We start from the raw sequence: 11992 nt of genomic DNA, 5'->3' as shown, positions 1-11992 counted from the left end.
CGGGCAGTGAAGCCCCGAAACCCACGAATTCCTTGAAAGAGTAGCGATCATGACCCAAGTCAAACTGACCACCAACCACGGCGACATCGTCCTGCAACTGAACGCCGAAAAGGCACCGCTGACCGTTGCCAACTTCGTTGAGTACGTCAAGGCCGGCCACTACGAAAACACTGTTTTCCACCGTGTCATCGGCAACTTCATGATCCAGGGCGGCGGTTTCGAACCTGGCATGAAGGAAAAGAAAGACAAGCGCCCAAGCATTCAGAACGAAGCCGACAACGGCCTGCCGAACAAAAAGTACAGCGTTGCCATGGCCCGTACCATGGAGCCGCATTCGGCCTCCGCGCAGTTCTTCATCAACGTGGCCGACAACAGCTTCCTGAACCACAGCGCCAAGACCGTACAGGGTTGGGGTTATGCGGTGTTCGGTGAAGTGATCGAAGGCACCGACGTGGTCGACAAGATCAAGGGCGTCGCCACCACTTCCAAGGCCGGCCACCAGGACGTCCCGGCAGAAGACGTGATCATCGAGAAAGCCGAGATCATTGAGTGATACTGCTGATTTCAGATTTGCATCTGGAAGAGGAGCGCCCGGACATCACCCGGGCGTTTCTGGATCTACTCGCCACACGCGCCCGCTCGGCGCAAGCGTTGTACATCCTGGGCGACTTTTTCGAAGCCTGGATCGGCGACGATGCCATGACGCCGTTCCAGCGTTCCATCTGCCAGGCCCTGCGCGAATTGAGCGACAGCGGCACGGCCATATTCCTGATGCACGGCAATCGCGACTTCATGCTGGGGCAGGCCTTTTGCAAAGCGGCCGGCTGCACCCTGCTCAAGGACCCGAGTGTCGTGCAGTTCAACGGCGAGCCGGTGCTGCTGATGCACGGCGACAGCCTCTGCACCCGCGACGAAGGCTACATGAAGCTGCGGCGCTGGCTGCGCAATCCGGTCACGCTGTTCATCCTGCGTCACCTGCCGCTGGGCAGTCGCCAGAAACTGGCGCGCAAACTGCGTAGCGAAAGCCGCACGCAGACACGCATGAAAGCCAATGACATCGTCGACGTCACGCCCGAAGAGATCCCGCGGATCATGCAGGAGTACGGCGTGAAGACCCTGATCCACGGCCACACCCACCGCCCCGCCATCCACAAGCTGCAACTGGGCGAACACGCAGCGAGACGCATCGTGCTGGGGGATTGGGACAAGCAAGGCTGGGCGTTGCAGGTGGATGAGCAAGGGTTTGCGTTGGCGCCGTTTGGTTTTGGTAATGCGCAGTTGGCGTTGCCAGGCAACTGAAGCGCGCAGATGTCCCCTGTGGGAGTAGGCCTGTGGGAGCAAAGCTTGCTCGCGATGAACGATGACACGGTCTTGCAGTTGAACCGTGTCGCCCGCATCGCGGGCAAGCCTTGCTCCCACAGCCCCGCTCCCACATTGGATTGCATTTCACTTCTGAATCAATGCCCCGCCGACGCAGGCCCCGCCTTCGCCGCAAACGGCGGCTTGGCCAGCCACACCAGCAAGATCAAGCCCATGAACCCCCATCCCAGCAACGTGAAGTAATCCACGGTGGAGAGCATGTACGCCTGGCTGGTGAGGATCTGGTCGAGCTGGGCATAGGCCGGGGCACTCGCGCCGCCGAGCTGGTTGAGTGCCTCACGGGTGGCCGGCTCGTAGGTGCTGATGTGTTCGCTCAGGTAGGCATGGTGCTGGTCGGCCCGGCGGATCCAGATCCAGGTGGTCAGGGACGCGGCGAAGCTGCCGCCCAGGGTCCGCAGGAACGTCGCCAGCCCGGCGCCGTCGGCAATCTGGTGCGGTGGCAGGTCCGACATCAGGATGCTCAGGGTCGGCATGAAAAACAGCGCCACACCGATGCCCATGAACAACTGCACCATCGCGATGTGCTGGAAATCCACCTCATTGGTAAACCCGGCGCGCATGAAGCAGCTCAGGCCGATGGCCAGGAACGCCAGCCCGGCCAACACACGCAGGTCGAACCGGTGGGCGTACTTGCCGACGAAGGGCGACATCAGCACCGGCAGGATACCGATGGGCGCCACTGCCAGCCCGGCCCAGGTCGCGGTGTAGCCCATCTGGGTCTGCAACCACTGCGGCAGGATCAGGTTGATGCCGAAGAACCCGGCGTAGCCCCCCACCAGCACAATGGTGCCGATGCGAAAGTTGCGATAGGCGAACAGCCGCAGATTGACCACCGGATGGCGGTCGGTCATTTCCCAGATCACGAACACCGCCAGGGCAATGAGCGAAATCAGTGCTCCGATGATGATGAAGTTCGATTCGAACCAGTCCAGGTCGTTGCCTTTGTCGAGGATCACCTGGAGCGCGCCGACCCCGATGATCAGCGTGATCAGCCCTACGTAGTCCATCGGTTGATGGCTGGTGACCACCGGCCGCGCCTTGAGCTGTTGTTGCACCACCATCGCCGCGAAGACCCCGATGGGCACGTTGATGAAAAAGATCCACGGCCAGCTGTAGCTGTCGGTGATCCAGCCACCGAGGATCGGCCCGGCAATCGGCGCCACCACCGTGACCATCGCCAGCAAGGCCAGGGCCATGCCGCGCCTGGCCGGCGGGTACACCGCGATCAGCAAGGTCTGGGTCATCGGGTACAACGGCCCGGCGACCAGCCCCTGGAGTACGCGAAAACCAATCAGTTCTGGCATCGAAGTGGAAATGCCACACAAGAACGAAGCGAGCACGAACAGCATCGTCGCCCACAAAAACAGCTTCACCTCGCCAAACCGTCGGCTCAACCAGCCAGTGAGCGGCAAGGCGATGGCGTTGCTCACCGCGAACGAGGTAATGACCCAGGTGCCCTGCTCCGAACTGACGCCCAGGTTGCCGGAAATGGTCGGCAAGGCGACGTTGGCAATGGTGGTGTCGAGCACTTGCATGAACGTCGCCAGCGACAGCCCGATGGTGCTGAGCAACAGGCTGGGCGGCGTGAAAGACGCGTTATTGCTCATTGCGAAATCCTATGAAGCGACGGTGGTGAATCGCGAGCAAGCCTTGCTCCCACAGGTTCCAGGACTACCTGAACCATTGAACAAAACACAAAACCTGTGGGAGCCGAGCTTGCTCGCGATGGGGCCCTTACAGCCAATATCTTTGTTGCCTGCCATGCCGCTATCGCGAGCAAGCTCGGCTCCCACAGGGTGATCAGCGCTGGGCAGTCTTGCTCGCAACCGCGCTGTTTTCGTGAATCAACCGCGAGATCATCGCGTCGGCATCGGCCAGTTGCCGGTCATAGACCTGGGTGCTGAACGAGGCTTTCTGCGGTGGCTGCTGGGCCAGTACCGGGCCGCTCTGGTCGCGCAGATTGACGCTGACCAGGGTCGACAGGCCGATCCGCAGCGGATGCTCGGCCAGCTCCTGGGCATTGACATGAATGCGCACCGGCACCCGCTGGACAATCTTGATCCAGTTACCCGTGGCGTTCTGTGCCGGCAGCAAGGCAAACGCGCTGCCGGTGCCGGCGCCGAGGCTGTCGATGGTGCCGCTGTACTTCACATCGCTGCCGTACAGGTCGGCCTCGATGTCCACCGGCTGGCCGATGCGCATGTCGCGCAGTTGGGTTTCCTTGAAGTTGGCATCGATCCACAGCTGATCCAGCGGGATCACCGCCATCAACGCCGTGCCTGGCTGCACCCGTTGGCCCAGTTGCACGGTGCGTTTGGCGACATAACCGGTGACCGGTGCAATCAAGGTGCTGCGGGCGTTGGCCAGGAAGGCCTGGCGCAATTGCGCGGCGGCGGACTGCACGTCGGGATGGGACGACACCACGGTATCGTCCACCAGGGCGCTGGTGGTCTTGAGTTGTTGCCGGGCATTGGCCAAGGCGTTCTGCGCCGAGGTCAGGTCGTCCCGGGCGTGAGACAGTTCTTCCTGGGAAATCGCCCCGCCAGCCGCCAGGTTCTTGCGTCGACTGTAGTTTTCCTGGGCCTTCTGCACTTCGGCCTCTTGCGCATTGACCTGCGCCCGCATGCCATCGACGTTGCTGTACAAGCCACGCACCTGGCGCACGGTCCGGGCCAGGTTGGCCTGGGCACTTTGCAGCCCGACTTCGGCATCGTTCGGGTCGAACTGCACCAGCACCTGGCCTTCACGCACCAGGTCGCCGTCGTCGGCACCGATGCTCACCACGGTGCCGGTGACTTGCGGTGTGATTTCCACTACGTTGCCGTTCACATAGGCATCGTCGGTGCTTTCGCTCCAGCGACCATACAGTTCGTGCCAGGCCCAGACACCCAGGCCCGAGAGAATGACCAGCAGCGTCAGCGTCACCAGCATGACCTTGCGCTTGCGTGGGTTGCTGTCTTGCGCATGTTCGGATTGAGTCGTTTCGGCAGTAGCCATGACAAGTACCTCGAATCAGTTATTCGGCGTGGCAGAGACCGGAGTGGCCGCCGCCAGGGTCTGGGCCTCGAAACCACCGCCCAGGGCCTGCATCAGTTGAATCGACAAATCGATCTGCTCGGCATTCAGATTCGCCAGTTGGCGCTGGGCCTGGAGCAATTGCTGCTCGATGCTCAACACGTCCAGGTAATTACCGATGCCCGAGCCGTAGCGCTGGACCACCGTGTCGTAGGAGCTCTGGGCGATATCGGTGGCATGCTGCTGGGCGCCGATCTGGCGGGCGATGTCACGCAACTGGTTGATGGTGTCGCTGACATCGCCAAGGGCCGTGACCAGGCTCTTGTTGTATTGCGCCACCGCCAGGTCGTAATCGGCGTCCCGGGCATCCAGGTCCGCTCGCAAGCGGCCGCCATCGAAGATCGGCAACGACACCGTCGGCGCCACATTGAAGAAGCGGCTGGCCGAGCCGAACATCGCATCGCCCAGCAGCGAGCGTGTCCCGGCCGCCGCACTCAGGTTGAGATTGGGATAGAAGTTGGTCTTGCCGGCCTCGATGTCCTTGCTCGCCGCCTCGACCCGCCAACGCGCCGCGACCAAGTCCGGACGCCGCCCGAGCAACTCGGCGGGCAGATTCGACGGCAAGGCGACCGCGCTGGCTTGCAGCACATTGGGCCGGGCGATTTCATTGCCACGGTCCGGGCCCTTGCCGAGCAGCACCGCCAGGGCGATCTTGGCGCTTTGCAGGCGTTTCTCCGCATCGATCCGGGAGGCATCGGCGCTGGCTTCCAGGCTTTCGGTCTGCTGGAACTGATATTCGCTGTCGATCCCGGCAGTGAGGCGACGCTTGCTCAGGTCGAGCATCTGTCGGGTGCGCTTGAGGTCCTCGGTGGCCAGGTCATAAATGATGTGGGCCTGGCCCAGGTCGCTGTAGGCCCGGGCCACGTCGGCGGCCAAGGTCAGTTGCGCGGCCTGGCGATCGATCTCGGCGGCGCGGGCCTGGCCCAGGGCGGCTTCCCAGGCAGCACGCTGGCCGCCCCAGAGGTCGAAGGTGTAATTGAAATCCACACCCAGCGTGCGCAGGGTGCTATACGCCTCACCCAGCCCTTGCGGGTCCTGGTCACGGGACAGGCGCGAACGGCTGACACCGCCGCTGGCATCCAGGGTCGGCATGCGCGCCGCGTTGGCGGCATAGGCGGCAGCACTGGCCTGATGCACCCGGGCGCTGGCGATCTGCATGTCCGGGCTATCGCGCAAGGCTTCCCGGATCAGGCCATCGAGTTGCGGGTCGCCAAGGCTTTTCCACCAATCGCTTTTCGGCCACGCGGCCGGTGACAGCGTGACACCGTTCAGGGATTGCCCGGCCTTGAGGCTCTGGGCCTCGAGACTGACGCCTTCGGTCTTCAAGCCGCTGTAGCTGGCACAACCGGCCAGGCTCATGGCCAAGACCACCAGGCTTAATCGGGTACGCAAGGTTTTACGCTTCATTTTTCCCCCAGTCGCGACACGGTAATGGGGTCACCGGCGGCGAGCAGAATTTTCTTGAGGATCTGTTCGAGGGTTTGCAACTCCTCGGGGCTGATGGCGCTGGCCAACTGGTTCATGGCCTCGGCACCGATAAACGGCAGGCGATCGGCGAGGGCCTGGCCGGCTTCAGTCAGCACCAGGCGCACTTGCCGGCGATCCTGGGCGGAACGTTCGCGGGCCAGGAAACCTTTCTGCTCCAGGCGATCGAGCATCCGCGTCATCGAGCCGCTGTCCAGGGACAGGTAGCGACACAGCTCGGCCGGTGTCTCGATGCCGTACTGGGCCATGATGATCAATACCTTGAACTGCGCGGCGGTGATGCCGACAGGTTCCATGTGGGTATCGATGATTCGGTCCTTGAGCAACGCGGTGCGGCCGAGCAGCATGCCGAGATGGCAATTGTGGAAGTTGTCTGGGGTGAAGTGCTTCATCTGACCACCGTTTGCTGCCTAGGCAGTGAATGTATGTCGAGATATTACTGCTTAGGCAGCGAATGTCAATCGAATAGTTAGGTTGCTATGCACTAACAGACAAACGCAGATAAAAATGTGGGAGCGGGCTTGCTCGCGAATAGCGGTGTGTCAGTCAACGAAGATGCTGAATGTCACTGCGCTATCGCGAGCAGGCTCGCTCCCACATCGGACATGGAGGATTCAGGGAGGGTTTAGAAATCGCGCTTGTAGAAGATGTCCAGCGAGCTGGCCACGCCGCTGGCGGCTTCGAGGTAGACCTTCTTGCTGAGCTTGTAGCGCAGGGCGATGGTATTGGCCGGTTCGAACACGCCGACGCCGTAGCGCAGGCTGAGCTTTTCCGACAGGTTGCCGCTGGCGACCACGCTGGTGGTGTTGCCGCTGCCCTGGGTGTCGAGCTGAAAATCCTCGATCCCCAGGTTGTTGGCCAGGCTGCTGGTCACCCCCGAACTGCCCATCAAGCCCAGGCCCAGCGCCGCTTGGGCGAGCATGTTGTTGTCCTCGCCGGTGGTGCTCAGCGGTCGGCCCAGCACCAGGTAGGACAACGCCTGCTCCTGACTCATGGCCGGCTCCGAGAAGATTTGCGTGGTCGGTTGCTCGGCGCTGCCGCTCAAGCGGATGCCGGCGATCACGTCGTCGGTCTGGCGGATCGCTTCGATGTCCAGGTAGGGCTGGTCGATGGGGCCGGCGAACAGCAGCCGCGCCCGGCGCACTGTCAGCCGTTGCCCGTAGGCGCGATAGCGACCGTCGTTGAGCCAGAGCTCGCCGCGGGTATCCATGTTGTCGCCGATGTGAACCTGGCCTTGCACATTGGCCGTCAGGCCGAACCCCGAGAACGCGAGTTTGTCCTGGCCGACGATCACATCAATGTCCATCGCCATGGCCAGCGGCGCCTTGCCCTCCTCGGTCTGGTGGCCGACGATCACGGTGTCATCGGAAACCTTGACGGTGGACGGCGGCAGTTCGCGGATGGTGATCTCACCTTTGGGCACCAGCACCTTGCCGGCAATGGAAAGCTGATCGCCGTGCATCGTGATATTGAGGTCCGGCGCCACGTCGAGCACCGCATAGGGCTCGACGGTGACCGGCAGTTGCGAGCCCCTGAGGGCCAGGTTCATGGTCAGGGCGTCGCCCCAACCGACAGTGCCACTCAAGCGGCCCTGCCCGCTCTTGCCACTTTTCCAGTCGCCGTCGAGCCGTATCGTTTCGCCGGCAATCATCGCCCGCACCTGCAAGGCCTCAAGGCTGACCGGCAGTTCCGGGCCAGACACCTCGCCGTCGCTGAGCAGCAGGTTGCCGTTGACCTGGGGCGCGAGCAAACCACCGGCCAGGGTCCCGCTGCCGCTCAGATGCCCGGTGAGGGTTTCCACCATCGGCACGAACGGCCGAGCCACCGACAGGTCCAGGCCGCTCAGGCGGAACGAACCGCTCAGGGGCTTGCTGGCCGGTAGCGGGTTGATCTGCGCCTGGAGCATCAGTTCGCCGAGCCTGGTGCCGACAAAATTCAGGTCGGTGTCGATGCGCCTGGGGGTCAGGCGACTGTTGAGCGTCAGGGTCTGGTATGGAAAGTCCAGCCATTGCTCCTTGTCGCGGATCCTTAAAGTACCGCCGCTGGCGTCCACCAGGATCCGGCCATTCGGGCCGCTGGCCGGCAAGTCCAGTTGCAGGTCCGCGTTGAGCCGGCCCTGCCAGGCAAAATCCTTGGGCATCCACTGGGCCAGGCTTTCGATGGGGAATTGCTTGAGGTGATAACGCAGCTTCGGTTCCGGCATCAGCCGCTGATCTTCACCGCACAGGCTGGCCTCGCCAGAACGCCAGCAATGAGCACCGACGTTGAGGGTGCCATCGGCCAGGCGCTCCAGTTTCGCCGGGGCTTGCAGGCGCCAGGCTTGACCGCCAGCCTCCACGTCGCCGCTGGCCAGGCGTCCGCGCCAATTGCCCTGGTCGAGCGTGCCATCGAGCGCCAGGGTGGTGTCGAGCTGTGGCCCTTGCAGGTCCAGGTTGAGCTTTTGTTGCTTGATGTCGCCCTGCCCGCTGACGGTCAGCACGCCCAGCGAAGTCTCGCCGACGCGGATGCCGCTGGCCTTGAGATCGAGCTTGCCGCGCTGGGCGCTGTCGAGCGTCGCATCGAGGTTCAGGCTTTGCAGGCGATTGTCCTGCAACGCCAGTTGCGTGCCTTGCAGGCCGAGCTTGCCTTGGGGCGCCTTGAGCGTGCCGGCCACATCGACACGGCCGACGACTTGGCCGCGCAATTGCGGCCACAGTTGGGCCAGGCGCGAGAGTTTGATATCGATCTGGCCAGTGAGTTTTTCTTGCAGGCTGCCGGTGCCGTTGATGCGGTTGTCCCCCAGGCGGATGTCCAGGGCGCTGAGGTTCCACTGCTCACCGGCGCCGCTGGCCTTGGCCTGGAACAGCGCCGGTTGGCCACGCAACTTGCCCTTGAGATCCAGGTCCGCATCGAGCTCGAGATGGTCGTTCTTCATCGCCCCTTTGCTGCGCAACGGCCCGGCCAGGGTCCCAGGCAATTCGCCCAGCCAGTACGCCGGGTTGATGGCCGACAGTTGCAGCGCCGTGTCCCAGGCAATGCCATCGGCAAATTGCAGGCTCAGGTGCCCTTCGGCCTTGCCCTGCCCCGCCGCGAGCTTGAGTTGCGGCAAATGGATTTGCCTCAGATCGCCGCTGAACGGGCTGTCCAGGCTGAAGGCCCCGGCGGGGCCGTCCAGTGCGGCCTGAAAGTTGCCCAGGTATTTGCCATCGGTGTAGGAGACTTCGCCGTCGAAGCTGCGCAATGTCACCTGCGGCTCGTCGATCAGCGGATAGAGGCGATGCCAGGGGAAATCCAGCCAGGCGACTTTCGCCTCGGCGCGCAGGCCTTCGCGCCAGTCCAATTGCCCGCTGAGTTTCAGGCTTCGCTGATCGCCGGCATCAAGATCCAGGCCGGCGATCTGTGCGCCATTGGCGTCCACGCTGCCTTGCAGCAACAACGCCACCGGCCCTTTCTCGGCGGGCAATGTCGCCTTGCCGAGCAGTCGATAGCCATTTTTCAGGTCGCCTTCGCCGGTCAATTCCAGTTGGTTGAGCAACAAAGTGTCTGGCAGATCGGCACTCGCCCTGAAGCCGTCGGCGGTGATACGCACCTTGGCCGGCAGGTTGTCCGCCAACGGTTGCAGTTCACCGGTCAACTGGCCTTGCAGGTAACCGCTGCTGCCGGCCTTGAGGTTGAGGGTCTTGAGCAGGTTGCCGTCGACTTTCAGGTCCAGGGCCCAGGGCGTGGCGCCCGGCGCGGGCAAGGTCAACCGGCCCTCGGCGTTCAACGGCCAGTCGCCGCCCGGCTTCAGCAAGCCGGACAGTTTCAGGCTCAACTCGTCGCGCTGCAATTGCACCGAATCGATCTGCAGGCCCTCGGCGGTCCAATGGGCAACCAATTGCAGGCCCTTGAGCTGCTCGCTGCCGTTGAACGACAGGCTGCCGACCTGCACATCGCCCAGTTCGATAGCGAGCGGCAAGTCCAGGTCCGGCAAGCTGATCGGGCCGCTGCTCGGTTCATCGGCAGAGGCTGGCAATTGCAAGGCGACCTGGTCAGCCTTGAGCTGTTCGATGCAGAGGGTCATGCGTGCCAGGCACAGCGGCGACCAGGCGAATATCAGCCGATCCACCTCCACGCGACTGGCGTCCTGCTGCCACAACAGGTGATCGGCGCTCCACTGCCCGCCCAGGCGGCCCTGGAAATTCTCCACGCTCAGCCCCGGCACCAGGCCGAGGGCCCAACGGCTGCCGAATGCCGTGCCCAACACAACGCTCAAGGCCAGCACCAGTGCCAGCAACACCCCGGCAACCGCCAGCAGCGTTATTTTCACACCACGCTTCACAACTCAGGCCCCATGGAAAAGTGCAATCGGATACCGCCGTCGTCGTCCATCGCATGGGCCAGGTCGAGGCGGATCGGGCCCACCGGCGATACCCAGCGCACGCCAACACCCACGCCGGTCTTGAGGCTCGGCAGTTCAAGGCTGTTAAACGAGTTGCCCTGGTCGACGAACGTCGCCAGCCGCCATTTTTCCGCGATTGAATACTGATATTCGAGGCTACCAGCGACCATGTAGCGACCGCCAATACGGTCGCCCTCGGAGTTTTCCGGCGACAGGCTCTGGTAGTCATAACCGCGCACGCTCTGGTCGCCACCGGCGAAAAAGCGCAGGGACGGCGGGATGGATCTGTAGCCATTGGTGGCGCTGCCGCCGATCTGCGCCCGAGCCAGCAGCCGATGCTTGTCGAACACTGTGGTCAGGCCCTTGACCATGGCTGTGCCATATAAAAGGTTGTTGTCCGAACCAAGGCCCTCCTTGGCGACCTTGGTGTCGAACTGCAAGCGGTAGCCGTTGTGCGGATCGATGCGGTTGTCGCTGCGCAGGTAGGAATAGCTCACGCCCGGCATCAACAGTGTGCTCAGGCCCGCATCGTCACCGAGGCGGTACTCCTCGCGCTGCCATTTGAGCGACACCACCCGCTGCCAGCCACTGGGCAACTTGCTGTGCCATTCCGGGCCCACGGTCAGCAGTTTGCTGAGGCTGTCGGTGCCGGCCAGTTCTTCATATTGATAACCGCCGGCGTAGCGCATCTTGTCGGTCAGCGGCGGGTCCAGCGGCACGTCGTACCACAGGCCGACGTTCTGCCGGGGCGCCGACACTTCCGCTTCCCAGCCATAGCTATGGCCCTGGGGGTTGACCCAGTGGCGCGTCCAGTTGGCTTTCGCCCGCGGGCCGACGTCGGTGGAAAAACCCAGGCCCAGGCCCATGGTCCGCGGCTTGCGCGTGTCGAGCTTGACCGCCACCGGGATCACGTTATCGGTGGCGGCGGTGGGCGCGGCATCCACGCGCACGCCTTCGAAATAGCCGCTCGATTGCAGGGCCTGGTTGAGCTCTGCGATGAGTTCGGAGTCGTACGCCGTGCCGGCCTTGAACGGCACCATGCGCTGTAGCAGCTCTTCGTCGAACGGCGTGTCGCCCTCGAAGCGCACCGGGCCCAAGGCATAGCGCGGGCCGCTGTCGTAGATCAGTTCAATGTCGGCGATGCCTGCCTGGGGGTCCACCAAGAGTTTCTGCCGGGTAAAGCGTCCGCTGAAAAAACCATAGCGCGAGGCCTGGTTCTGGATCACTCGCTTGGCATCTTCATAGCGACCATGGTTGAGCACCGCGCCAGGCTTGAGGGCGGCGTTGCTGGGCACGCGAAAGGCTTTGAGCGACGCCGCCGGGCCATCGATGCGCACGGTGACATTGCGCAAGTGCACAGGCTCGCCCGGGTCGATGGTCAGCACCAGGCGTGGGTCCTTGCCGCCCTTGACCTCACTGTCGATCTGCGGCTGGTAGTAGCCCAGCGCCTGGGCGGCCTTGCGCGCCTGCTCCTCGGCGCCGCGACTGAAGCGCAGCAAGGCCTCCTCGTCACGATCCCCCAAGCCACCGATGTAACCTTCTACGTTGGCCTTGAGTTCATCGTTGGACGGCTGGACTCGTACTTCCAACTCACTGTTTGCCAGTGCCGCGCAGCTGAGGGACAGCAAAAGCGCGCCACCGGTCATTCTTCCTGGGAGGTTCATGGCGCGGATGCTATCACGAGCGTAGGTG

The 11992-nt window shown here is 63.2% G+C and carries 8 protein-coding genes; 2 read left to right on the top strand and 6 right to left on the bottom strand.

Annotated features, from left to right (window positions below):
* Positions 1 to 49 precede the first annotated feature (49 nt).
* Together GN234_RS28475 and GN234_RS28470 are read left to right on the top strand one after the other, a co-directional pair.
* Complete coding sequence (locus GN234_RS28475; RefSeq protein ID WP_109754677.1) at positions 50 to 553, top strand: peptidylprolyl isomerase; 504 nt, start codon at positions 50 to 52, stop codon at positions 551 to 553.
* On the top strand, positions 550 to 1299 hold the full coding sequence (locus GN234_RS28470; protein WP_176689423.1) for a UDP-2,3-diacylglucosamine diphosphatase: 750 nt from the start codon (positions 550 to 552) through the stop codon (positions 1297 to 1299). Before GN234_RS28475 ends, GN234_RS28470 begins: the two co-directional genes overlap by 4 nt.
* Positions 1300 to 1457: 158 nt before the next feature.
* Here the strand turns inward: GN234_RS28470 and GN234_RS28465 are convergent, their stop codons facing one another.
* From GN234_RS28465 to GN234_RS28440, 6 genes are all read right to left on the bottom strand, one after another.
* A complete protein-coding gene (locus tag GN234_RS28465; RefSeq protein WP_116832940.1) occupies positions 1458 to 2987 on the bottom strand; it encodes a DHA2 family efflux MFS transporter permease subunit in 1530 nt (509 codons plus the stop codon).
* 193 nt (positions 2988 to 3180) lie between these two features.
* Entirely contained in the window at positions 3181 to 4377 is a 1197-nt protein-coding gene (locus GN234_RS28460) for an HlyD family efflux transporter periplasmic adaptor subunit (RefSeq protein ID WP_109754673.1), read from the bottom strand.
* Between the two features lie 15 nt (positions 4378 to 4392).
* Complete coding sequence (locus GN234_RS28455; RefSeq protein ID WP_176689422.1) at positions 4393 to 5862, bottom strand: efflux transporter outer membrane subunit; 1470 nt, start codon at positions 5860 to 5862, stop codon at positions 4393 to 4395.
* Entirely contained in the window at positions 5859 to 6332 is a 474-nt protein-coding gene (locus GN234_RS28450) for a MarR family winged helix-turn-helix transcriptional regulator (protein WP_109754671.1), read from the bottom strand. Before GN234_RS28450 ends, GN234_RS28455 begins: the two co-directional genes overlap by 4 nt.
* A 233-nt stretch (positions 6333 to 6565) precedes the next feature.
* Positions 6566 to 10240 carry a translocation/assembly module TamB domain-containing protein gene (locus GN234_RS28445; RefSeq protein WP_176689421.1) on the bottom strand — a complete coding sequence of 1225 codons (3675 nt, stop codon included), beginning with the start codon at positions 10238 to 10240 and terminating at the stop codon, positions 6566 to 6568.
* A complete protein-coding gene (locus GN234_RS28440; protein WP_218950892.1) occupies positions 10237 to 11964 on the bottom strand; it encodes an autotransporter assembly complex protein TamA in 1728 nt (575 codons plus the stop codon). The genes GN234_RS28445 and GN234_RS28440 overlap by 4 nt, the downstream gene beginning before the upstream one ends.
* Positions 11965 to 11992 lie beyond the last annotated feature (28 nt).

The sequence above is a fragment of the Pseudomonas bijieensis genome, from assembly GCF_013347965.1.
Lineage (GTDB): Bacteria > Pseudomonadota > Gammaproteobacteria > Pseudomonadales > Pseudomonadaceae > Aquipseudomonas > Aquipseudomonas bijieensis.
The sequence above is the reverse complement of the archived record's forward strand: the minus strand, read 5'-3'. Positions and strand labels throughout refer to the sequence as shown.

Bases quoted from the DNA above. Each gene is read 5' to 3' on its own strand.
- GN234_RS28475 (WP_109754677.1), top strand. From the start codon at position 50: ATGACCCAAGTCAAACTGACCACCAACCACGGCGACATCGTCCTGCAA.
- GN234_RS28465 (WP_116832940.1), bottom strand. From the start codon at position 2,987: ATGAGCAATAACGCGTCTTTCACGCCGCCCAGCCTGTTGCTCAGCACC.
- GN234_RS28460 (WP_109754673.1), bottom strand. From the start codon at position 4,377: ATGGCTACTGCCGAAACGACTCAATCCGAACATGCGCAAGACAGCAAC.
- GN234_RS28455 (WP_176689422.1), bottom strand. From the start codon at position 5,862: ATGAAGCGTAAAACCTTGCGTACCCGATTAAGCCTGGTGGTCTTGGCC.
- GN234_RS28450 (WP_109754671.1), bottom strand. From the start codon at position 6,332: ATGAAGCACTTCACCCCAGACAACTTCCACAATTGCCATCTCGGCATG.
- GN234_RS28440 (WP_218950892.1), bottom strand. From the start codon at position 11,964: ATGAACCTCCCAGGAAGAATGACCGGTGGCGCGCTTTTGCTGTCCCTC.